The organism is Archangium minus, assembly GCF_044360475.1.
GTDB lineage: Bacteria > Myxococcota > Myxococcia > Myxococcales > Myxococcaceae > Archangium > Archangium minus.
The window spans coordinates 594072-617963 of sequence record NZ_CP043494.1; the positions used below are offsets into that span (position 1 = coordinate 594072).

The 23892-nt window shown below is 64.3% G+C and carries 17 protein-coding genes; 6 read left to right on the forward strand and 11 right to left on the reverse strand.

Translation table 11 applies throughout. The features are described from left to right. Positions 1-9 precede the first annotated feature (9 nt). The 8 genes from F0U60_RS02520 to gcvA all read right to left on the reverse strand — a co-directional run bounded on the left by F0U60_RS02520 (position 10) and on the right by gcvA (position 11641). A complete protein-coding gene (locus F0U60_RS02520) occupies positions 10-1239 on the reverse strand; it encodes a hypothetical protein (RefSeq protein WP_395813541.1) in 1230 nt (409 codons plus the stop codon). 27 nt (positions 1240-1266) lie between these two features. Further along, entirely contained in the window at positions 1267-2790 is a 1524-nt protein-coding gene (locus tag F0U60_RS02525; RefSeq protein ID WP_395813543.1) for a hypothetical protein, read from the reverse strand. A gap of 298 nt (positions 2791-3088) precedes the next feature. Then, positions 3089-3646 carry a hypothetical protein gene (locus F0U60_RS02530; RefSeq protein ID WP_395813545.1) on the reverse strand — a complete coding sequence of 186 codons (558 nt, stop codon included), beginning with the start codon at positions 3644-3646 and terminating at the stop codon, positions 3089-3091. Beyond that, the gene (locus F0U60_RS02535; protein WP_395813547.1) at positions 3643-4341 is read right to left on the reverse strand and encodes a hypothetical protein; all 699 of its coding nucleotides are present in this window, start codon (positions 4339-4341) and stop codon (positions 3643-3645) included. The genes F0U60_RS02530 and F0U60_RS02535 overlap by 4 nt, the downstream gene beginning before the upstream one ends. A gap of 466 nt (positions 4342-4807) precedes the next feature. After that, complete coding sequence (locus tag F0U60_RS02540; RefSeq protein WP_395813549.1) at positions 4808-7114, reverse strand: MopE-related protein; 2307 nt, start codon at positions 7112-7114, stop codon at positions 4808-4810. A 1005-nt stretch (positions 7115-8119) separates the two neighbouring features. Next, positions 8120-9691 (reverse strand): aromatic amino acid hydroxylase, encoded by a 1572-nt coding sequence (locus F0U60_RS02545; protein WP_395813551.1) that lies wholly within the window; start codon positions 9689-9691, stop codon positions 8120-8122. A gap of 70 nt (positions 9692-9761) precedes the next feature. Continuing rightward, complete coding sequence (locus F0U60_RS02550) at positions 9762-10697, reverse strand: LysR substrate-binding domain-containing protein (protein ID WP_395813553.1); 936 nt, start codon at positions 10695-10697, stop codon at positions 9762-9764. 53 nt (positions 10698-10750) lie between these two features. Continuing rightward, positions 10751-11641, reverse strand: a complete 891-nt coding sequence (gene gcvA, locus F0U60_RS02555) for a transcriptional regulator GcvA (protein WP_395813555.1) — start codon at positions 11639-11641, stop codon at positions 10751-10753. 121 nt (positions 11642-11762) lie between these two features. Between gcvA and F0U60_RS02560 the strand changes: the two genes are divergently transcribed. From F0U60_RS02560 to F0U60_RS02570, 3 genes are all read left to right on the forward strand, one after another. Continuing rightward, entirely contained in the window at positions 11763-12368 is a 606-nt protein-coding gene (locus tag F0U60_RS02560; RefSeq protein ID WP_395813557.1) for a LysE family translocator, read from the forward strand. A gap of 236 nt (positions 12369-12604) precedes the next feature. Then, complete coding sequence (locus F0U60_RS02565) at positions 12605-14026, forward strand: hypothetical protein (protein WP_395813559.1); 1422 nt, start codon at positions 12605-12607, stop codon at positions 14024-14026. Positions 14027-14040: 14 nt separating this feature from the next. Next, complete coding sequence (locus F0U60_RS02570; RefSeq protein ID WP_395813561.1) at positions 14041-14637, forward strand: hypothetical protein; 597 nt, start codon at positions 14041-14043, stop codon at positions 14635-14637. 101 nt (positions 14638-14738) lie between these two features. Here the strand turns inward: F0U60_RS02570 and F0U60_RS02575 are convergent, their stop codons facing one another. Together F0U60_RS02575 and F0U60_RS02580 are read right to left on the reverse strand one after the other, a co-directional pair. Further along, the gene (locus tag F0U60_RS02575; RefSeq protein WP_395813563.1) at positions 14739-16019 is read right to left on the reverse strand and encodes a serine hydrolase domain-containing protein; all 1281 of its coding nucleotides are present in this window, start codon (positions 16017-16019) and stop codon (positions 14739-14741) included. A 185-nt stretch (positions 16020-16204) separates the two neighbouring features. Further along, the gene (locus tag F0U60_RS02580; RefSeq protein WP_395813565.1) at positions 16205-16792 is read right to left on the reverse strand and encodes a GNAT family N-acetyltransferase; all 588 of its coding nucleotides are present in this window, start codon (positions 16790-16792) and stop codon (positions 16205-16207) included. 221 nt (positions 16793-17013) lie between these two features. Here F0U60_RS02580 and F0U60_RS02585 point away from each other — a divergent pair, with 221 nt between their 5' ends. The 3 genes from F0U60_RS02585 (at position 17014) to F0U60_RS02595 (ending at position 23068) form a co-directional block, all read left to right on the forward strand. Continuing rightward, positions 17014-19452, forward strand: coding sequence for a helicase-related protein (locus F0U60_RS02585; protein ID WP_395813567.1), 2439 nt, complete (start codon positions 17014-17016; stop codon positions 19450-19452). Positions 19453-19653: 201 nt separating this feature from the next. Then, entirely contained in the window at positions 19654-20079 is a 426-nt protein-coding gene (locus F0U60_RS02590) for a thiol-disulfide oxidoreductase DCC family protein (protein WP_395813569.1), read from the forward strand. A 412-nt stretch (positions 20080-20491) separates the two neighbouring features. Beyond that, the gene (locus F0U60_RS02595; protein ID WP_395813571.1) at positions 20492-23068 is read left to right on the forward strand and encodes a glycosyl hydrolase family 28-related protein; all 2577 of its coding nucleotides are present in this window, start codon (positions 20492-20494) and stop codon (positions 23066-23068) included. Between the two features lie 71 nt (positions 23069-23139). Here F0U60_RS02595 and F0U60_RS02600 read toward each other — a convergent pair whose 3' ends face one another. Then, positions 23140-23871, reverse strand: coding sequence for a hypothetical protein (locus F0U60_RS02600; protein ID WP_395813573.1), 732 nt, complete (start codon positions 23869-23871; stop codon positions 23140-23142). Between the last annotated feature and the right edge of the window lie 21 nt (positions 23872-23892).

Below are 23892 nucleotides of genomic sequence, written 5' to 3' on the forward strand. Positions count from 1 at the left end.
TCAGATGAATCACTGCTCGGCGGAACAGCCGAAATCCTTGATCTTGATGTTCCTGGCCTTGGCAACGGCGTAGTAGCCATCCTCCGCGCTGGACGGCTCGGTCTTCCATTGGGAGACATTTGGCTCGTCCGTTGGCCAGGTTAGTGTCAGCGACTCCTGATACTCCCTGCGATCACGCAATTGGAAGTGATACGAGGAGTCACTCTTCGAGACTTCCACGACTCGCATTGACTTGGGAGGAGCTTCCCCACTGCCGTTGATGTTGCCGAAGCGAAGGCTCGCCCGGCGATGAATGTCCACTCGCAGTTGGATTCCGGTAATGATGTCACAGCTCGACTGTACGTACCGCGCCCCTTTCTCCCCCTGGAGCAGATACCAGAGCGCAGGTAGGGCGCGGTAAAGCCGGAAGGATTCCGGGCTCAGTACCGGCATGCCAGGATACTCCTCCTCGATGACGGCGTACTTCTTCTCGCTCGTATCGGCGGGGCGTGCATCTTCCTGCAGCGCGAGCTTCAGCGCGTCCGCCACCGCAGAACTGCTCCGCGATTCGAGGATGACATTGAATTCCTCGTCCCCTGCTTTCGGCGAAATGTATCCGGTGTAAACGACGAGGGAGCCATTTCGGTACATGGCGCTGACGAAGTCACCGCCGCGGAGCTTGAACTGGTGCCAGTCGTACTCAATCTTCTCCAGCTCCCAGATGAGGCTCTCCTCACGCGACCGCTGCCTGTTCTGAGAATGGTCCCAACGGCGGGTTACCACGACGGCTTCGTGCAGGCCGCTCTTCACCTTGTCCTTCGCCAGTTGCTCGAAGTTGAGCTCGAAGAAGAGCTCCGCGAGCAAATCCGGCGCCTGTTCGTGCTGAGGGTCGAGAGTTGCCGCCCGTGCGGCGGCATCAAAGCGCACCTTGGTGCTCGCCGTGGTGTCCTGCGCCTGAGCCAGGAGCTTGTCGAGGCTGGGCTTGTCCGCGCCGACGAGCATCTTCAGCGTGAAGCCCTCTGCATCCCCGCACTTGAGGCGCACCCACCCCTTGGCCAACTCCTCTAGACACTGGCATTCCGTGCCGATGGTGACCTTCTTCACCACCTCCGCACTCGTGGTGGGGTTGTCGCGCAGGTTCACCTCCGAGCCCTGGATATAGACTCGCGCGGCGTCCTGGGCCCACCCCATCGCGGAGCTCAGCGCCACCACGCACACGGCCCAGGCGCGGAAGTGGTGCTGCGGGCTTCTCTTCTTCATGATCCATTCCTCATGGGCGCCTTGCTCTTACTCGATGGGCGGAACTTCCACTGTCTCGCGGACGGAGTTTCCGCGCCGGTCGGTGTACGACAAGTCCAACTGGCCATCGGAGAAGGAGGCCTCCACCAGGTTGGAGATCTCCCCGGTAGGCTCCAGGGGCCGGCGGATGAGCATCCACTCCTTCCCGTCGAACATGTCGACGATTCGAATGGGCAGTTGACCTCGCGTGGAGATGGCGACGCGCTGCCGCTCGGCATCAACGGCCAGTGGCAGCCAGAACGTGGGGGAGGTTCGCCCGCTGTTCACGTCCACGAAGGTCGAATAGCCGCACGGGCTGCCGCAGCCACACCGCACATGGTAGAGGCCGGGCCGCAATTCCTCCGCCCAGCGAGTGCCTCTGCACTGCGCTACCACCTGTCTCACCACCTCCGGTGCGCCCTTCGCCTCGTTGCCGGACACCGAGGAGCGCTCTGGTTCGGCGACCTTGTACGCGTTCGCACGCTTCGCCGGGACGTACGGTTCGCCTTCCCCCTCCGCTGTCTCGGTAGCCAGAAAGCCCACGTCTGAAGTATTGGACTTCCAGCGGAGCCGGTACCTCCCAAGGTGGTAGGTGTCTCCTTCCTTCGAAATCTCTGGAAGTGCCTCGAAGGCGCCCTCCCGCTCGGACCTCGAGAGATAGGCCATTCGGAGCTTCGGCTCCTTGATGATGAAGAAACGTGCACGGTCTCCGGGGGCCTCGGTCATCCGCTGGTACTTCCCATTGTTGAAGATGAGCCCTACCCACTCGTCGGGAAGCGAATCCACGAGGGCGAACTCCTCCGGGCTGAGCGGCTCGAAACGAACGCCCCAACGAGTGTCCGCCCCTTTCGGATCTGGAAAGGCCGCGCGCCGGCCCAACGCCGCTCCCACGGCATCCGAGACCTTTGCTTCGCTCCGGGAAACCAGGTCGAGCCGCAGCGGCGCATCCTTGTTCGCCTCGAGCTTGCCTCGAAACACCACCAGTTCATTCCCGGTCTTCCTGTCGTTGTCGTAGTGGAGACGGGCGTGAAAGAAGATCAAGAGAAACGCATCGCCGCTCGTCTCGACTCGGTACCAGGCACTGTCGAAGCGGCGGCCGATGCGGGAGCCGATGCACTCCCGCGCCGACGCCGCCGCGCATCCATCGAGCTCCAGGACCGGTTCGTCCCGCTCGTGCTCCTTCAACTCCTCGCGCAAGAGGTGGAGTTCCCGAGCGATCCAGGCGCGCTCGAACGAGTCCTGGGCGGCGGCATCACTCGGCCGCAGCGCCAGAGCCTTCTCGGCGGCCTCGAAGCGCGCCTCGAGTTGCGCACCATCCTCCTGGGCTTCCGGGGCAACCTCTGGACGCGTCTCCTGTTGAGCAACGTGCTCCGGTGAAGGCGCCGGGGGGACCGCAGCGGCAGGAGCTTCATTCTTCGAGGGCGGCTGGTCGGCAACCGCGTTCGGCCCAGAGCGGGCTCCGCCCGGACAAGCGCAAGCCACCGCGACCAAGAGCAACAACAGGACCACACGACCTTCTCGTTTCGCGCTCACCGGCATGTATCCCCCCATACGACCAGCACGGAGTTTAAACGGGCCAAATGTCCACTCTACCAGGACCCAGCATAAGAAGAATGCGAGGCCTGTTGAATGCGTGGGCTAGAGCGGAGGGGCTGATGAGGGTCGCCCGAGTTGTGCACTCGGCCTGTTCAGAGGCCGCGCAGCCTCCTGGGTGTACACGCCTGCCCAGGCCTCGCTCCCATCAGGTGCGCGGCAGGGGCCTGGGCCCCCTGGCTGTCTTGAGCGCCTCAACACCACGCAGCCTGGGGTGGTTCTCGCGCCGGGGTGACCGCTACCTGTCGGGGCTCACCGAATTGACCTTGCTGTGAGGCAGGGTCACCTCGTTTCCGTCCTCATCGACGAACATCACGTGCTCGTCGGTGATGCTGACCAGGCTGCCTCGCTCCACATTCCCATTCCTCTTCTCCACCCTGACGGGGAGGAGCGGCAGGTCGGTCTCTGTCTCTGTGGCAGTCTCGGTCTCTGTCTCTGTGGCAGTCTCGGTCTCTGTCTCTGTGGCAGTCTCGCTCTCTGTCTCAGTTTCGGGCTCGGGCTCGGGCTGCTCGACTGGGGCGAGCAACCCATACCGGGCCAGCGGGTACAGCACGGTGTCCCGCTGGCCCATGTTCAGGGTGTTGTCGTTGAACTCGACTTTGGACACGGCCTCCGACTCGAAGAACAGCGGCTTCGAGGGTTTCATCTCCCCCTTGAACCGGGCCTCTAAGGTGAAGCGGCCGTTCTCGTAACCCGCCTGGCCGTTCAGTGAGCTGTTGTTGGCCAGGAAGAGGGTATCGGCCCAGGAGGCGGAGGCGCCGAGCAACACCGACAAGATGAGCGCCCACCCCTTCATTTTGCGGTCCTCGCGCGAACTTGATCGATGATCGACGGCGAGAAGCCGACGGGCCGCACGATGCGGGCGTGTCTCACCCGTGAGTCAGGAATCACATACATCGTGACGTTCATCTTCATCTCCTCGGGTGGCTTCAAGGCCACGCCGTAATCAAGCAAGATCTTCTGGGTCGTTTTCTCGTCCTCGTGGGGGGTCGGCGACGCGATGGCATCGAAGATGTAGTAGTGGCCGTTCACGTGAGCGACCAGTCGGTGTGACTTTCCATCGATCTCCCTCTCTGCTTCCGACTGAGGGGGCGTGACGAGCTCCAGGGTGACGTCGGGGAGGGCGGACTTGTCCTTCTGCATGTCACGCCGGGAGTGTCGGTTCCCGAGCATGCCGCCCAGGTGGAACATGGTGGAGCCGATGACAAGGAAGACCACGACGAAGGTGCCGATGCCCCCCACCCGATGCGTCTTGATCAACTGGTTCAGGAGAAAGGTGAGGAAGATGATGGCCGGGATGGCCAGGATCAACGCTGGGACCGGAAGGAGCATCACCTCCGCCCCTTCCAGCAGGGTCTCATAGATGGGGAGGTCCATGTCCTCGAAGGGGATGGCGAACCCCTTGTAGTAGCTGGAGCGGTAGCGCGCGCCCGCGACATAGAGAGGGATGGCCAGGATCGCGAGGATGGTGGCGATAGGCGTCAAGACCATGGCGACTGGATGGGACTCCGAGCTCTCCTTCGCCGGGGCCTCTGCGCCCTGGTTGGTCTCTCCAGGAGAGGGCGGTTCATCCGGCGCAGCAGCCGCACGTTTCTTCCTGCCCCTCAGCAGCTCTCCCAGCATGTCTCCCTCCGAGTTCCCCTCAGCCCAACCCCAGGTCGAGTGCACCTGTTCGGGTGCTGACGACGAAGCTCATAGGAGAGCGAGTCTGCCCGGCGCGGATGTGATGGCCCCTGACCTCGTGTGAGCCTGAACGCAAGAAGGGCCTGACTCCCCCAGGAAAGGGAATCAGGCCCTCGGTGCTTCCCTAGGCCCTCGGTCCAGCAGCTCCCCCGCGCCGAACGCCACCAGCGCCAAGTCCGGCCACGGCTTGCCCGCTGCCTTGCCCGTGCTACACCATCACCGAACCCTCCAAGCGAGCATCAGACGGAGAGGGGAACAGCCGCTCAGTGATCACTTAGGGAACGGGGCACGCCACGGTCTTTCCATCACAGTTCCAGTCGATACGACCGCACGGCTCAAAGGAGGCCCCTGGACGGATACCAGGATTCGAATCGTTGCAGTCGCCTCCGCGTGAGGCATACCCAGTGGGCTTCGAGCACGCCAGCGTCGTCGTCCCTGTGACTCCGTAGCCATCCGCATCCGCATCCCAGTAGAACGTCGTCTTCACTCCTTCGTCCTTACTTCCGTCACAATCATTGTCCTTGCCGTCGCACACCTCGGTGGCTCCAGGCTTGATGCTTGCGTTAGAGTCGTTGCAGTCGTCTCCGCGTGAGGCATACCCAGAGGGCTGCCAACACGCCAGCGTCGTCGACCCCGTTACTCCGTAGGTGTCCGCATCCGCATCCCGATAGAATGCCGTCATCACGCCCTCATCCACCTGGGCATCGCAATCGTTGTCCAAGCCATCACATACCTCCGCCACCCCAGGCCTGATGGCTGCATTTCCGTCGTTACAGTCCAGAGCGTTCGCGACGTAGCCCGCAGGTTGCCGACAGTTCTGCATCGAGATGCCCGAGTTTCCATAGCCATCGCCATCCGCATCGCGGTACCACGTCTGCGTGAGTAGCCCCTCGTCCACCAAACCATTGCAGTCGTTGTCCCGTCCGTCACAAACCTCACTGGAGGCGGCCACCGCCTGCACGCAGTGGATGGTGCTGCTGGTGCAGTAGGTGATGCCGGCAGCGCAGACGCCCAACTTCCCCGTCGAGCAGGCCTGCATGCCTCCCGGATTGTTTTCGTCGCTCTCTCCATCACAGTCATTGTCCAACCCGTCGCACCGCTCGGTGGAGGCCACCTCGTTCTGTACGCAGAGCACGCGGCCATTGGAGCAGGCAGTCGTTCCCGCGGAGCACACGCCCGGCATGCCTGTCGCGCAGGCTAGGTAGCCTCCCGGGTTGCCATCATCCACGACCCCGTCGCAGTTATCATCTACGCCATTGCACTCCTCTGTCGCCCCGGGGTGGGTGGTCGACGAATAGTCATCGCAGTCTACCTTCTCCACGAAGCTAGGCGACGGAATACAGGCCTGTTCGGTAATGTATTCATCGCCGAAACCGTCTCCATCTCCATCGAAGTAGAAGGTGTTGAAGAGCAGGCTCTGCACCATCGTCGAACTGCTGGATGTGGTCCCATTGCCGAGTTGGCCTTGGCCGTTGTTGCCCCAGGCCCACACCGGACAACCCGGGCGCATCGCCAGCACGTGCTGGGCACCGGCGGCAATCGCCTTCGCATCACCCAGACCCGCCACATCTACCGACACGGCGCTGTTCTCCGTCATGCCATTGCCGAGCTGGCCGTAGGTGTTCTGTCCCCAGGCCTTCACGTCGCCGCTCCCCATGATTGCCATGGAGAAGTAATGGCCCGCGATGATGGACGTGGCGGCGGACACCCCACTCACCGGGGTAGGAACGAACGTAGGAGTCGTGCTGATGCTGCCGCTGCCCACCTGCCCGAAGTTATTCTGGCCCCACGCCCACACCTCACCGAACTGCACTTCAATCACCAGCGAGTGGCCCGCTCCCGCGGCAATGGCTTTGGCACGGGGCAGGTTCGTCACCCGTGTTGGAACCAACACCGTGGCGCTGGTGGCGCCAGTGCCCACCTGGGCGGAGGCGTTCTGCCCCCAGGCCCAGACTCCGCCGTCCGTGTCCAAGGCCAGCACATGGTTCAAACCGGCGGCAATGGCGCGGATGGTCGGAAGCCCCGCTACCTTCATGGGTGAGGGCACCGAGACACTGGTGGCGCCCGTTCCCACCTGTCCGGCGGTGTTCTGTCCCCAGGCCCACACCTGGCCAGCCTCATCCAGGGCCAGTGAGTAGTTGCCACCAGCCGCGATGTTTCGAATACCAGTGAGCCCCGCCACCTTCGCGGGAACCAACACCGTACCACCGGCGCTGCCCATGCCCACTTGCCCGGAGGCGTTCTGACCCCAGGCCCAGACCTGGCCGTCTAGGTCCAGGGCAAGTGAGTGACCGATACCAGCAGCGATGGCCTTCACCGGGGGTAGCCCTGTCACAGGCGTGGGGGTAGTGACGACGGTCACCCCACTGCTTGCCGGCCCGAGCTGTCCGTACTGGTTCTGGCCCCATGCCTGCACCTGCCCGGTCCTGCGCAACATCAGGGAGTGGTAGGCCCCAGCGACCACTGTTTCCGGTACGCTCACGTCTGTGAGCGACTGCTGCTTCGCGGTGACCTTCACGTCCGAGGCAGCATCCTCTTCCAATTGCGGCGAAACACAGCCCGCAGCTACGATGGCAAGCATCGCCGCACACCACCGAAGGCAGAAGCGAGAGCTCTGCGTATACTTCTTTTTCAAGATGTTTGCTCCTGAGAACCATCCATGAATTCGCCTCTCCCTGTACATGAATGGTTGCGTGGCTCCACACGCGCCCCTGACAATTGAAACACCCGCCTGCCCACGTTGGGCTGCTCGGTATTCAATTTGCTCAGAGGTCACGACAATGGATTAGAGAGGCGCTTGCCAGGAATGAAATCGTAATTGCTGCCCAGCGTCAATTACTTATTCCTCTTGGTGACAATTACATTTCCCCATCGGATGCTCTGACTGCGTTCACTTCGTCGCCGTAGTCGGCGTCGCGTTCATTGGTTCCGCTGGATCGGTCACCTCCTGTGCTGTGAACAGGCTGTACTCGTCCCCGGGCCCGGTCGCCTTGCGCGGGGTCTTGGCCTTTCCGCTGCGGTAGCTGTCGCCGGTGAGTTCCAAGATCAGCGCGTGGTGCGTATTTCGGTCATCACGATCACTTGTTCCGGGCGTATAGGACGCATGGGGGCCCTGTTGAGGGGGGACTGGTGCAGAGGGGCCGAGAAGGGCCGCGGACAGGTGCGGCTGGGGCCGTGCACCAGGCCGGAGGAGAGGCCGTGTAGCCCTATGGGCACACGCCGAAGCAGGCCGCGCTCTGCGCTGGGGTGGGCAGGGAGCTTGGGCCGATGGGCAGCTGCAGCCGCGACATGCCTCTTTTGGTCAAGACAAGGGCGACTGGATAGGTCGCCGGGCTTTCCTTCGTCGGAGTCGCTTCTGATGCAGCAGCCGCACGTTTTTTCCTGCGTTTGAACAGACGACCAATCATACCTTTCTTCGAGCCCCCTCGAACCCAACCCGGGTGCTGACGACGACGTCCATGGGAGAGCGAGTCTGCCCGGCTCGGATGTGATGGCCCCTGACCTCGTGTGAGCCTGAACGCAAGAAGGGCCTGACTCCCCCAGGGAAGGGAATCAGGCCCTCGGTGCTTTCCAAGCTGCTGGAGACCTAGGCGCGCGCCTTGCGCAGCTCGTCGACCTCGACCGCGAGGAGCCAGTCATCCTTGAAGTCGGTGGCGGCGCGGGCGATCTGCTCCAGGCGCTCGGGCTTCACGGACTTCGACTCGCGCAGGGTGCGCACCTCGCGGTAGAGCGCCGCGAGCGACGGGTGCAGGGCCGTGGCCTTCTTCGCGCGGGCCTTGGCCTCGCCCTCGCCCTCGGCGAAGGCGTTGAGCTCGCCGAACCAGCGGTCCCACGCGCCCGGGTCCGCGGGGCCACCGGCCACCGAGGGCAGACCCTGGCTGAGGAAGAGCTGCGACACGCTCGGCAGCTCCACGGGGCGGCCGTCCAGCTCACCGCGCAGGTTGAGCACCTCGCCTCCGCCCACGGCGAAGCCCTGAAGCTTCAGGCCGCTGGCGAGCTCCACCTTGAAGGGCCCCCGGTCCGGCAGCTCCCCGGCGCCGAACGCCACCAGCGCCAGGCCCGGCCACGGCTTGCCCTCGGCCTTGCCCGCGCGCGACACCATCACCGGCCCCTCCAGGCGCACCAGCGCGCTGGAGAGCCCCTCGGCCACGGGGCGAGCGCCCGGCAGGGCCTCCACCACGCGGGCGGTGATCTCCCGGCCATCCGACAGCACCAGGTGGTTCACGGTGCGCGCGTTGATGGCCTCCTTCAGGCCGTAGTCGCCGCCGCGCTTCCAGGCGAGCGTGGCCTCGAACTCGGCCAGCACCTCGAAGAGGTGCTCAAAGTCCCGAGCCACGAAGAGCTGGGGCTGCATGCGGGTGATGTCGTACTCGGTGTCCGCGCACACGAGGCTCAGCGGCACCTTCTTCACTTCATCAGTGAGGCAGTGCTTCGCCTCGCCGATGCTCGAGAGCAGGCCGGCGCCGTAGATGCGCGGGCGCTCCAGGCTGCCGATCATCCCGTACTCGGCCGTCCACCAGTAGAGGCGCGAGGCGCGGGTGCTCTCGCTGACGTAGCGGCGGCTCTGGTTGGCGGCCTCCAGGCGGGCCTCGGCGTGGGCGATCTCCTCCGGCGTGGCGGTGGGGTCCTCCTTCACCACGCTGAGGTTGCGGATGGCCTGGAAGACGGCCTCGTCCTCCACGGTGGCAATGGCCTTGAAGCCCACCAGCCCGCAGCGCTTGAGGTACTCGGCGTAGCGCGCGTTGGCGATGATGGGGGCGTGGCCGGCACTCTCGTGGACGATGTCCGGAGCCGGCGTGTACTGGATGTGCTCGTGGGTGCGGATGTCCGCCGCGATGGCAAGCACGCCCAGGGACTGCAGCTCGGTGAAGACGGCGGGCGGGATGAAGCCGCGCACGCTGACAGCGGCCCAGCCCAGTTTGGACAACTTCTCGTTCATTTCATCCAGACTGGGGATGCGCTCCACGCCGATGCCGGTGGCCTCCAGGCCCTCCATGTAGACGGGGTGAGCCTTGTCGCCCAGGTGGCTGCGCAGCTGACGGAGGATGTGGCGCCACACCGCCTGGTCCCTCGGCGTGTAGGCGTCGTAGTCCTGGCTGACGACGTAGCGGCGCAGATGCGCGGGCAGTCGGGCGATGGTCCGTTCGGTGGGCGTCATCGTGGCTTCTCCCTTCCATGAAATTCTAAGGACAGAGGCCCCCGACGGAAATCCGATAAAAACCGACGGATTAGTCGGTTTTCCGCCGTTTCGACGCAAGGCGTTGACGCAGTCCGGCAAGGACGAGCTGAGCCGCTTCGGAGCCGGGGCCGCCCGAGGGACGGAGGGCTACGACTTCGACGGACTGGGGGTCCTCCTCACGCAGGGCCCAGACGCAGAGGTCCTCGGGGAAGGAGCGCAGCAGCCGCAGGTCCGGCGCGATGGCGCAGGCGCGGTAGGCGCGCAGCAAGTCGAAGAGGTGGAGGAAGCTCTGCACGCGGGACACCTCGTGCACCGTGACGTCATGGGCAGCGAAGCGAGCGCTGTTGGCGCCGCCGTAGGGGTCGTCCCGCTGCCAGTCGACGAAGGGCTGGCTTTCCAGGTCGCGCACGTGGAGCGCGCGGCGGGAGGCGTGGCGTGAAGCCAGCTCGCTCTGCGGGCCAGCGAGGACGACGAAGGGCAGGTGCAGGAGGGACTCGGCCTCGACACCCCGGTGAGGGGGCAATGGGGTGAAGTCCACGGCCAGGTCGAGCTGGCGCGTCTGCACCTGGCGCACGAGGTCGAAGGTGCCGCCGAAGCTGACCTCCAGCTTGATGTGGGCCTGGGCCACGTCTCCGGCGATGCCGGCGAGGAGGAAGTTGGAGAGGGTGGGGTTGAGGCCGAGGCGAAGGCTGGACTCAGCGCTGGCGAGGTCGCGCAGGCGCTTGAGGTCGAGCTGGTGCAGGGGCGTCTGGGTGCCCTCGTAGAGCTTCTCGCCGCGGGCGGTGAGGTGGAGGCGGCGGCCGGGGCCGCGCTCGAGGAGGGGCTGACCATCGGCGAGGGCCTCCTCGAGGGCGCGGATGTGCTCGCTGACGACGGAGCGGGCCACGCCGAGGTGCTCGGCGGCGCCTTCGAGACTGCCGGACTCGACGGCAGCCGCGAAGGACTCGAGCCAGACGAGGTGTCGCGGGAGCTTGCGTGGGGGCATCGGGGTCCATCCTTACAACACCTTGTCGAGCCCCGCCCCGCTCGGTTCAGCCGTTAGGGACGCGAATCCGTAGAGGCGGACTTCACCTCGGAGAGCAGCCAGGTTCTGAAGGCAGCCACGTCTCTTCTCTCCGTGAGGGGCCGTGGATGGACGAGCCAGTAGCTGAAGTCGTTGGGAAGGACCTTCGCGAATGGCTGGACCAGGCGTCCAGCCTTCAAGTCGTCGGAGGCGAGCAGGAGACGTCCCAGAGCCACCCCATGTCCGTGGACGGCCGCCTGGAGCACGAGCCCCGCATCGTTGAACGCGGGACCGGCCTCGGCATCCATTCCATCGACTCCCGCGCCATCCAGCCAGCGTCGCCACCCGTCCTTGGGTGTGTCATGGAGGAGTCGGACCTTCCGTAAATCCGAGGGCGAGCGAAGCTTCTTCGCGAGCGATGGGCTGCACACGGGACTGAGCGCCTCGTCTGCGAGCTGATACGCCTTGAGCCCGGTCCAACGACCCAACCCCGAGCGGATGCCAAGGTCGAAGCGGTCGTCGAGGAAGTCCCAGAGCTCGGCGGAGCTGGTCAGGTGGAGCTCGATGTCTGGATGAAGTCGGCGGAAGCCCTCCAGTCGAGGCACAAGCCAGCACGAGGCAAACGAAGGCAGCACGGTGATGCGGAGGGGCCCTTGCTCGCGCTCGTACAATCGCGTGGTCGCCTCGGACATGCGCTCGAATGCGGGCGTCAGCTCGCGGAGATACGCCACTCCCTTGGCCGTGAGCCTCAACGCGTGACCGCGGCGTTCGAACAGGGAAACGCCGAGCCAGTCCTCGAGCTGTCGCACCTGATGGCTGATCGCCGCTTGCGTCACGCACAGCTCGGCAGCGGCCCGGGTGAAGCTCAGGTGTCGCGCCCCCGCCTCGAAGGCACGAAGGGCGCCGAGTGGTGGAATGCGGTGCATGCTCGATGAACTCCCTTTATCGAGCGCGCGAGGATAGCTCGCTTTGTCCTCGCCTCGAAACGGTGTTTGTCATTCGCGGCGAAAGAGCGCGATGGACGCGCTGGCGCGAGGGAACCCGGTCATGATCTCCTCTGAAGTCTGGTGGTTGTTCGTGGGCTACACAGTCCCGATGGTGTTCAGTCCAGGGCCGGGCAACACGGTGCTGGCCACCGCGGGCGGGCGCTTCGGCATCCGGGGTTCATTGCCCTTCTGGATGGGCTTCGAGGCGGCCAACGTCGCGCTTTGCATCCTCTACGGGTTCGGGCTCGGACGGGTACTGCATGAGCTCCCCGGACTTCACCAGGCGCTGCGCTGGGGCGGTGTCGTGTACCTGCTCTACCTGGCGTGGGGCTTCTTCCGCTCATCCGCCACTCCAGGAGGAGCGCATGAGGAACCGGTGAGACTCGGGTTCGGCGAAGGGCTTCTCACAGTTGCGCTCAACCCCAAGATCCACTCGATGATCGTGGTGATGTTCTCTCAGTTTCTCGATCCGGCGAGCGCGATGTTCGTGCAGGCGGCGCAGCTCACGGTGGCCTTTCTCATCGTCTGCGTGGTGTGCCACTTCCCATGGATCTACGGAGGGAAGCTCATCCTGGGACGCTTCCGTAGCGAGCGCGCGATGCGCATTCAGGGCTGGACGTTCGGAACATGTATGATCGCCGTCGCGGGATACGTGGCGTTCGCTTGAGAGCGAGGGCCCAGGCCCCAATGCCTCGTTTAAGTTCTCCCCGTACGCCTCAACCAGAGCTGGGTTGGCTCGACACCGTCTCGTTTCCTAGACGGTGTCCAGGAGCCGAGATGCTATCTGCTGTTCCCATGTTCCTTAAAGGCGCGAAATGGCACGTTTCGGTCCTTGGTTCGTAGCTTGCCTTGGTGAGGGCTGTCGCTCCGTGAAACTACCTGAAGGGAATTGGGTGGCGAATCATGCGTTGGCCCGCTCTCATTGTGCTCTCAGTATGGGTTGCCTGCACACCAGTGCAACCTCCTTTAGACCCGCCCCCTGTTGAGGAGGGTGATCCTTTTGTTGTTTGGAAGAAATACGGTCAGGCTCGGACCATCAAACTTTTTGAAGAGTACGCCAGGGCGAGTCGTGGTGAGCCGGCTGACCTCGATGGCAATGGAGTCCCCGATACAACCTCGGTCCCTATGCCTGATGGTGGCATGCGCTGGGAGTTTGCTCCCCAGCAGGATGGCCGCTTTCGCTGGGCTGTAGAAGAGAACACGGGCGGCGACTTGCTGACGTTGGTTGATGCTGATGGCGATGGGCGGATCGAGAGTCGTGAGGAACTGACGGCTGATGGCGCTCTTCGCGTCCTATGGCAAGACACTGATAGGGATGGGGTCTTGGAGGAGCGTAGGACCGAACAGAAGGACGAGAATGGTGTGAGAGTTGTCGTCGAGCGCGATCTGGAGGGGACGGGAAGTTACTCGCTGGTCACCGAATATTCGCTTCCGCTTGTGCTTCCCGCTACATACGAGGAGTGTCGGGAGAAAGGATTTTTTGTTGGTGATTTCCCCTCGCTTAACACCAAGGACGCCGAACCGAATAGTATCAAGTTCAGGTCGAAGCCTGTAATAACCATTATCGGAGGTGCGGCCAAAGGGGCGTGCAATGACTACGAAATGCCCTCGGTAGTTTCTGCTGTCGAGTGTGCCCTTGGTATCCAGGATGAAAAGAAAGGTTTCCAGTGCCTGAAGGCGACGAACGCTGAACTGGCAGATAGGTTCCGGGCGGGCCTGCTCAGGAATCGTATTACCATCGCGTGTGGGCTCAACTGTGATGGCGTAGGGGGTATTACACTCGGCTCTCAAACGCGTGCGCCTTACGTAAATCTGAATTGGCAGTATATTGACGCGCAGCCTTCCGATGCGACTTGTGAGACGGTGTTTCATGAATTGCTTCATGCGACGCAGGCGGCGAGCCCGGGCGTGAATCACCATGAAGGTGATCCGAAGGACCAGGTCTATGCGTGTTCGCTGTATTGCTCAGGATGCCGCACGCATGCGTTGTCCAAACCGTCTCCGACAGAGAATGAGAACTGTGCCCGGTGTGCTGGGACGCCCGAGGAGAAGCGAAAGTGTGGCGTCCAGAAAAAGTTCGACGCCGTGCAGTGTCCAAGTGCCGGGATTTGTCACGGAGGTATACTTACAATCAAGTCGTGTGAGAAGTGCAAGGGGGTTGTTGATTATGACTGTGCCGGCCAACCGATCGAGAGTGGCGGCGGGGGAGATTTCTATTGCTGCGAGACGTGTCCGACAGATGCGAACCGCTCGAACGACATGCCATGCACTTCGAGTCCAACGCTGCCAAACGGATGCAATATAAAGCCCTCCATGTGCCAATGAGCGTTCGTCCGTTCATGATGAGGATTGTGGTGGTCTGGGTTCTCGCTCTTGCCGGATGTGCTCCTTCTGGACTTGCGGTCGCGGAGAAGCGGATGGGGTGGAGGGCCTATGCCACTGCGAACATGCTTAGGCTATATGACGAGTTCGGAGCGCCGACGCGCCAGGGGGTGCTCGAACGAAAGGCCGATGGGTGGACGGAATATGTGTTTGCTGACGGTCTTCGGCGCATGGTCATAGATGACGACGGAAATGGGCGCCCAGGGGCGGTCGTGGATGATTGGCCAGATGGAACGCTCGTCACTGCGATGGACTTCGACCGGGATGGTCGGCCGGAGGCGCTCGATCAACAAGATGGAAATGGTCGGTACTTCGAAGACACGAACCGGAACGGCACTTTCGACAAGCTACGAACCGTATTCGCTGAGGGAAACGGATTTCGTGTTCGTATCTGGGTCGATGAGGACGAGGACGGGCACTTCAAGGAAAAGGAGTCGTGGCTGGAGCCAGCGGCGATGCCGGTCCTCAAGCCTCCGCTAGAGCGCATCCAACCGCGCTCTGGGGGGGACTCGCGGACCTTGACCCCGGGGGCGGGTGTCCAAGAACTCGAGTGATGAGACCCTGCACGACGCGAGCCGTGGGGGCGGAAGGCACGTTGGCTCATTCCGCCCGGGTGGCTTCGGCCGGACCCTGGGCTGCCGCGGGCTGGCGTGCGTTATTTCTCTACGGCGGAGTCGATACGGGCTCGGATGTCGCTGGGCGTGTCGGAGGCCATGTCCCACAGGTTGATCATGATGATGCCCGCGAGCTGGTGCTGGGGATCGACCCAGGCGTGGCTCTTGAAGATGCCAGACCAGAAGTAGGTTCCCACCGGGCCCTGCTTCTCCACGAGCGCGGGGTCGTCCTGCACCCCGAAGCCCAAGCCGAAACCGGTGCCGACGAAATCTGTTCGCAGGTTGCCGATCTGGTTCCGGGTCATCTGCTCGACCGTCTCCCGCTTCAGGAGGCGCACGCCGCCGAGCTCGCCGCCGTTGGCCATCATCTGGAGGAACCGCGCGTAGTCGCTCGCCGTCGACACCAGCCCCGCGCCGCCCGAGCGGTAGGACTTGGCGCCGGTGGTCTGGAAGTCCGGCGCGTAGGTGAAGAAGCCCTCGACCACGTTGGTACCCGTCTCGGGCACACGCTCGAGCGCGCCCGTGGCGGTGTGCCGGTACAGGGCGGGCATGCGGGAGGCCTTGTCCTCGGGCGGGAAGAAGGATGTGTCCTTCATGCCCAGGGGCGTGAAGATGCGCTCCTGGAAGAACCTATCCAGCGGGACTCCGGAGACCTGCTCGACGAGGTAGCCGAGGATGTCTGTGTTGAGGCCGTAGGTGAAGGCCGCGCCCGGCTGATGCTTGAGCGGCAGCGAGGCCAGGGCGCGCGACTGGTCGGCGAGCGTCCACGAGGTGTGCTCGAAGCCGTCGACGATACCGGCCTTCTGGTAGAGGGGCCCGAGCGGCTCGCCCATGAAGCGATAGGAGATGCCGGAGGTGTGCGTCAGCAGGTGCCGCACGGTGATGGGCGTCTGGGCCGGCACGGTGCTGTAGCTCTCGCCCGGAGTTGCCGGCGGGGAGGCCAGCACCTGGACGTTCTGCCACTCGGGCAAGTACTTGGAGATAGGCTCCTCCAGGCCGAGCTTGCCCTCCTCCACCAACATCATCACGGCGACGCTGGTGATGGGCTTCGTCATGGACGCGATGCGGAACAGGGCGTCCTCCCGTAGCGCCTTTCCTTGCTCACGGTCCATCTGGCCGACGGCCTTCACATAAGAGTCGGAACCATCGGTGCGCTGGAGGAGTACGACTGCCCCCGGAATCTTCTGGGCGTCCACCTGCTCTCGCAGGAGCGCCTCCACTGGCCGCATCTGCCGCGCGAGCGGAGAGGCGCACGCGGACAGCAGAAGGACACTCCACACGACGAGGAACTTCGACCACGACCTTCCTGGGAACCGAGCCATGACGGACGCTCCTTGTGCGAAACGCGCCCGACAGTAACAACCTCAGGTGCCCCGAGACGGCTCTTCGATGAAGCGATCGTTGAGGAAGTCCCAGAGCTCTGCGGATTGACACCTGGCACACACCGGGAGCGAGTGCGTCGACAATCTTCGACGCCACTTTCATTGGGAGTTCGAGAGCTTCGCGTCTACGAGAAGAGCTCGCTGGCTTCCAGGAGCCCGGTGACCTGGAACCAGGGGGGCTCCGGGAAGGGGTTCTCCTCGAGGCGCATTCCCAGGTGACGCATCACGGCCATGGAAGCGCTGTTTCCGCGCTCGGTGCCCGCGACGATCCGACCCAGCTTCAAGGTCCCGAAGGCGTACTGTACCAGGGCGCGAGCGGCCTCGGTGGCGTACCCCTTCCGCTGGAAGTGCGGGGAGATGGCCCAGAAGAGGCCGACCTCGGGCGAGAACCGCGCGCCTTCGACCCGGCCAAAGCAGGGCAGTTGGCCGAACGGGGCCAACAGCGGCACGAGCCCTACCAAGCCAACGAAACCACCGCCGTCTTTGAGCTCCACCGCGCGGTCGCCGTAGGGCGGCTGGTACAGGAGGGCCAGTTGCTCATCGTTGCGGACGGTCCACTCCAGCCAGCGGCGGCGCTGCTCCCGGTTCGCCTCTTCGCTCAGCCTCGTGTCGGCCCAATCAATGTCGACATAGAGCCGGTGGCAGGCCTCCAGATCCTCCAGGACCAGTGGACGTATTCGCAGCCGCTTCGTTTCCAGCGTGGGTCTCTGCATGTTGTTCCCATCTGCGCGTGGGGAGTGAGCCTGGGGTATCGAGCGTTGAGAACAGGCGACATGCACCATCGTCGCCATCAGCACCACCGATAGTTGCCTGGTCCCCTCCTTCTTCGGCTCCATCCTCGCCGATTCCTCAGGCCGCGGGCTCGACTCTTCCGGACCCACCTTCCCCCTAACCCCCCAGGGCGGACGGCCTTTCTTGAGGTTAAACTTCGCCAATGAACTCCAGCCCATCCAGCCGGTCGTCCGTCGTCGTGGCGGAGCTGGGGCCTACGAATACGGGAAAGACCCACCGCGCCATCGAACGCATGCTCGAGCACGACACGGGCATGATGGGGCTGCCGCTTCGCCTGCTCGCTCGCGAAGTGTACGACCGGGTGACTGCTCGAGTGGGCGAGGGGCGGGTCGCCTTGATGACGGGGGAAGAGAAGCGCCTCCCGCCACGACCCGACTACTGGATTTGTACGGTCGAGGCGATGCCGACCGATCGACCGGTCGACTTCCTCGCTGTGGATGAAATCCAGCTCGCCGCTCACCGCGAACGTGGGCACGTCTTCACCGATCGACTGCTCCATGCGCGGGGACGCCGGGAGACCTGGTTCCTCGGCGCGGACACGATGCGGCCCATGGTCCAGGCGCTCATCCCCCAGGCTTCGGTGAAGCGCGCCACCCGCCTGTCTCAGCTTCGCTATTCCGGACGCCGCTCCCTGAAGAGCCTTCCTCCGCGCTCGGCGGTGGTCGCGTTCTCCGCGGACCGCGTGTACGAGCTCGCCGAAGCGCTGCGCCGCCTCCGGGGCGGAGTGGCCGTGGTGCTGGGCGCGCTCTCCCCCAGGACGCGGAACGCACAGGTGGCGATGTACCAGGCCGGAGAGGTCCAGTACCTCGTGGCCACCGATGCCATTGGGATGGGGTTGAACCTCGACCTCAACCACGTGGCCTTCGCGGCGCTCTCCAAGTACGACGGCGCTGAGCAGCGCGACCTCTTCCCGGACGAGCTGGCGCAGATTGCAGGCCGCGCGGGGCGCCACTTGAATGACGGGAGCTTCGGAACCCTGAACACGCTGCCCGAGCTGCCTCCGCGGGTGGTCTCGGCCATCGAGGCACATCGGTTCCCCTCGGTACGCAGCCTCATCTGGCGCAATGAAGCGCTCGATTTCTCGAGCCCAGAGGCCCTGCTGGATTCGTTGTCGCGAGCGCCGCGCCACAGTGCCTTTATCCGGGTCGAGCGCGCGGACGACTTCGATGCGCTCAAGGAGCTTTCGCACGTCCCAGCCATTCGAGAGGTCGCCACCGACCGGGCCAGCGTCGAGTTGCTGTGGCAGGTCTGCCAGATTCCGGATTTTCGCAAAGGACTCTTCGGTCAGCACGTCGCGCTGTTGCGTGAGACCTTCCTTCAGCTCTCCGAGGGTGACGGGAAGCTGGAACAGAGCTGGCTGTCCAAGCAGGTGTCGCCGCTCGATGATGTCTCTGGAGACATCCACACCCTGATGGACCGGTTGGCTGCCATCCGCATCTGGACCTACATCAGTCATCGGTCGAGCTGGCTGCATGATGCCGAGCACTGGCAGGAGCGCACCCGTCGCATTGAGGACGCGTTGGGCGACGCCCTCCATGAGCGGCTCGTGGAGCGCTTCGTGCAGCGGGCCGCACGGAGGAGTGCACGCCGTTTCGTGAGAGCCTCTGCGCAGCCGGCGACCAGGTCGGACAGCCCCTTTGCCAGGTTGGGGCTCCTGCTGGGAGAGGTGCCGGGGGCTGACGGCGCTGCGATGACAGAGGAGCAGTTCGTCCAGCGAGTAGTCGACGCGACGCATGAAGCCTTCGTGGTGGACGCGGCAGGAAGCATCTCGTTCGAAGGGCAGCCGCTGGCCCGTCTGGTTCGCGGGAATGGCCGTCGCTCACCGCAGCTGGCGCTCGCGGAGCCGGAGGTCTGGACGGGAGGCGCGCGGCAGCGGCTGGAGCGCCGGTTGGTGGCGCTGGCGAGGGATCTCGTCACCGAGGCCATGGGGGGCTTTCCAGCCGAGGCCCTTTCCGGAGGGGATCGCTCCGCGGCGCTGCGTGGCCTTGCCTACCGTCTGGCTGAGGGGCTGGGAGTGATTTCCCGAAGTGAGGCGCGCGAGCAGTGGCGGCTGCTGGACGATGAGGCTCGAGAGCGCTTGAGGTCGCTGGGCGTCCGCGAGGGACAGCGCTTCCTGTACGTCGCCGAGGCGCTCGCACCGCATGCGCTGGAACGGCGCTGCATGCTGACGGCGCTGTTCCTGCAGAGTCCGTCACCCAAGGGCGTTCCGCGAGACCCGGTGCTCCATGTCGCGGAGCTGGGCGGCCGGGATGCGCGAGCTTTTGGATATGAGGTGCTCGGCCCCGTGGCATTGCGGATCGACATCGTCGAGCGACTCAGTGAGGCGCTGCGCCATCCGCATGGTGCACAGCAGGTGCACGCGCTCATGCAGGAGCTGCGGCTGGAGAGCGGTGTTCGCGCACGGGTGCTGCGGGAACTCGGAGGACAGCCTGGGGGTGCTCCGTTGAAGAGGAGGCGGCGACGGCGGAGAGGGAAATCGCCGGCGACGGCGCCAGACAAGAGTGGAGCCACGGGGCAACCGGCTCACGCGGGAGCGCACCCGAAGCCGCAGCGGAGTGGGGTAGGGGAGGGGAGCGTCTAAGCCAGCGCATTCGTTCCACGTGCGCCAGCCACGGCCTCCTCCCAGCTCACCTCCGGCCGCACTTTTCGCCAACCTGTCCGACAGTCGGACAAGTGGCGGAAGAACGAACCCGGAGGGTCTCCTGCTCTGGCTTCATTCGGGATTCACCTGCTGGCAGCCCTCGCCCCAGCCTGTTACGAGTGCCCTGGTTGGAGGTGGCTCATGAGCGAGGCGAAGCGGGGAACGGGACAGGACACCGCGGTGGTGCTCTTCGATGGCGTCTGCAATCTCTGTAATGGGGTCGTGAACTTCATCATCGACCGAGACCCCTCGGCGCGCTTCCGCTTCGCGGCGCTCCAGTCCACCCAGGCCGCGGCGCTGCTCGCCCCCCTCGGCCGAGTGCCGGAGGCAGATCCCCAGAGCTTCATCCTCGTGGAGGGCGGGCGCGTGTATGAGCGCTCCAGCGCGGCCTTGCGAGTAGCCCGGAAGCTGCCCGGCGCATGGAAGCTGTTCTACGCCTTCGTTGTGATCCCCCCGCCTCTTCGCGACGCCGTCTACCGCTTCATCGCGCGCAACCGCTACCGATGGTTCGGCAAGGCAGAGGCGTGCCGCATGCCCACGCCAGAGCTGCGCGCGCGGTTCCTCTGACGTGCCGCTTCGTCATTGCCGCCTACGTGGAAGACGAGGTCCGCGAAGCGCTGGCGGAGCCCGGCCATTTCGAGCGCGGGCCCCGCGCGTACACCGCGCGGGGCACCGCGACGGACCACCGCCCGCCTTCGTGGTGCAGGACGGGGCCTAGGTCTCCGCGCGCTGGCCCGGCGACGCCTACCTCTTCACCGACCGATTCCGCGCCCAGCTCGAGTCAAGGTGAAGCGCTCGTATGAGGGATGCACCAGTGTTCTCAAGCATTTATTAGTAAGTGCCGAGAAAACAGTTTTCTGTGGATTCTAGTGTCGACCCTGAAAATAATCTCTCCGCGCTCTGTTCGGCTTGACGGTCATCGCGAATGGCCAGTCCGCCAGGGATTGAAGCCCAGCCACGAGAATTGAGAGGAGTTTCAATGGGTACAGCGATGAAGAACGTGTGGAGGACCTGGGGCGGTCGGCTTGTCGTGATGTCATGGTTGAGCGCGGGTGTGGGATGCGGAGTTCCGGAGGAGCAGCGCATCGAGGCGGGACTGGCCTCGGAGCAGCAGGCCGCCGGGTTGAGCTATGAAGCGGAGTCCGCGGCGCTGTCGGGCGGCGCCGTCATCGCGACCGACCACACCGGCTATTCCGGCACGGGCTTCGTGGCGGGCTTCACGGACGGGAACAAGGGCCATGCCGCCGCCCAGTTCACTGTCACCGCGTCCACCACAGGGAACTATGATGTGGCGTTGCGCTATGCCAATGGCACGGGGAGCACGCAGACGCTGAGCCTCTACGTCGATGGCATCAAGGTGACGCAGCTCTCCCTGGGGGCGACCGCCAACTGGGACAGCTGGGGCACGAGGACCGACACGCTCAGCCTGAGCGCTGGCACCCATACCCTGCGCTACAAGTTCGATACGACCGACTCGGGCAACGTCAACCTGGACAGCGTTACCCTGAGCGCACAAGTTACCCCTCCTCCCCCGCCTGATGGGGAGGGCTTTGTCTATGAGGCGGAGGAGCAGTTCTTCTCCGGAGGCGTGGCCAAGGAGGGCGTCTACCTGCGGAACTTCTCCGCCCCCGGCGCGAGGGTCATCTTCACGGTCAACATGGACTCCGCGACGGCCTCGAGCGTGGGTCTGCGCTACTCCAATAGCTCGGGGACGAGCAAGACCCTGAACGTCTACGTCAATGGCCTGTTTGCCTTGACCACGACCCTGGCCCCTACCGGCGGCTCCTGGTCGGGGAAGACGGAGACCCTGAACCTGCGGCGAGGGCTCAATACCATCACCTATCAGTATGACGACGGGAACACCGGAGGCGTCAACATCGACGCCCTCACCGTCGTGAACGGCAAGGCCTTGGCGGCTCGGGGGGCTACGCTGCCCTACCAGGAGCTGGAAGCCGAAGCGGGCACGACCAACGCCCAGGTGCTGACCGACAAACGCACCTACCTGACGGTGGAGGCCGAGTCCTCGGGTCGCCGGGCCGTCAAGCTCACGGCAACGGGCCACTACGTGCAATGGACTGCGCCCCAGGCGGCCAACTCGCTTGTCATCCGTTACAGCATGCCGGACGCGCCGGCCGGAGGCGGGACGAGCGCGACGCTGAGCCTGTACGTCAACGGAACGAAGACCCAGACGCTGCGCCTGTCCTCCCGGCACGCCTGGGTGTACGGGAAGTACCCCTTCTTCGACAGCTCGGCGGGTGGAAGTCCGCATCGCTTCTACGATGAGAGCCGGTTCCTGGTGCCGGCGATTCCGGCGGGGGCCACCGTCAAGCTGCAGAAGGACAGCGGAGACACCTCGCCCTACTACACGGTTGATCTGATCGACCTCGAGCAGGTGGACGTGGCCCTGCCCCGGCCCGCGAACTTCGTGAGCATCGTCGACTTCGGAGCCATCGCGGACGACGCAGGAGACGACACCCAGGCGATTCGCAACGCCATCAACAACGCAAGGTCCACCGGCAAGGGCGTCTGGATTCCACCGGGCGTCTTCAGGATGTCGGACCGCGTGGACCTGGCCAACATCCAGCTGCGTGGCGCGGGCCCTTGGTATACGCGGCTCCAGGGCGTCAATGGCAAGGGCGGCTTCTTCGGCGTGGGGAGCAACGTCAAGGTGCTCGACCTGGCGTTCTTCAACGACTCCGTCGAGCGCAAGGACTCGGAAGACCACGCGGTGTTCGAAGGCAACTTCGGCACGGGCTCGCTCATCCAGAACGTCTGGATGGAGCACGCGAAGGTTGGCTTGTGGCTGTCACCCGGAACGGATGGGCTGTACGCCGTTGATGGCCGCATCCGCAATACCTACGCGGATGGCATCAACATCTATGGCGGCGTCAAGAACACGATGGTCAGCCACTTCCACGCCCGCAACACGGGCGATGACGCCTTCGCCATGTGGTCCAGTGGCACTCCCAACGAGAACTGCACGTTCCGCTATGACTCCGCGCAGCTTCCCACGCTCGCCAACACCTTTGCCATCTACAATGGCAAGGACAACAAGGTCTGGGACAGCGTGGCATCGGACACGGTCTACGGAGCCTCCGCAGGTGTCTTTATCTCCAACTGGTTCTCGGACTTGCCCTTCACGGGAACCACGGAGGTCAGGCGCGTGACCCTGAATCGGACCAGTGGGTACACCCCAGACTGGTTCATGCCCACCGGGGCCCTGTTCATCCAGGCTGCGACCCAGGAAATCTCGGGGCACATCCTCGCTGACGGGCTGGAGATCAACGACAGCACCTACTCGGGCATCAAGCTCGCCTTTGGGAATGGCCCGGACGCGCCCACCCCGCCCCCTGCCAACAACAGCTACGCCATTGGCCCGGTGACCCTCAGCAACATCACCATCAAGGGCGCGGGCTCGTATGGGCTGGAGTTCTACAATGTGCTTGGGACGGGCAACTTCAGCTCCATCACCGTGACGGGCGCGGCCCTGGGTGGGCTCAGCAATCCCAACAACAAGTACACAATCATCCGCGGCGCGGGAAACAGCGGCTGGTAAGAAGACCGCTGACGTGGAGAGCCGAGCCAGCGGCTTCGTTGCCGGCCCGGCTCTCCCTGGGGTGGCGCTCGTTACCAGTTCGGCGGCAGCGGGGCGCAGGTGTAGCCCGTCGGGCAGGTCCCGTCGTAGTTGCGCACCTGCTCACTCCCCGTGAGCCGGCTCGTGCCCGACTCCAGGTAGAGCGACTGCACGACGCTGTTGCTCGAATAGGGGGTGAGGAAGATCGAGCCGTATTCCTGTCCCGGCACGGTGATGTATTCCCATGAGATGTGGCTGGAACCGGTGAACGGGTCCATGACGTTGAACGTGCCGCCCATGTCGGAGACATCACCGGGGTTGTAGATGCGAGCGTGAAGGTTGGTCGGGAACACGGACACCCGGTACTGCGTCCGCCAGACCGCCTTCACCGCGAAGCGCCGCTGCCCCTGAGCATTCGGGCCGAACCAGCCTTCGAACAGGCGGATGCCAAACTCGGATTGATTCGGCGGGGTGGGAGGCACCGGGTTGGTGCCCTCGGTCCACACGAAGAGCATGCTCTTGCAGCCCGCGGAGGGACTGTAGAACGTGTCATTGAAGAAGAAGACGTCGTAGACGTTGGCGTGCGTGGTGGGCTTCGCCGCCACGACGTAACGGCCTTCTTGCAGGTTGCACTGCTGCGGATCCTGCACCGGCGCGCTCAGCGACTGCTGGCTGTGGCCGAGCGCCTGGTTCTCTCCGTCCTGGGGGGCCGCGGACTCGGGCCCGCACGCGGTGGCACCCGCCATACAAAGGAGGAAGAACAGGTTCCTGGAACTGGAGTTCATCGAGCTGTGTCCTTGAGTGCT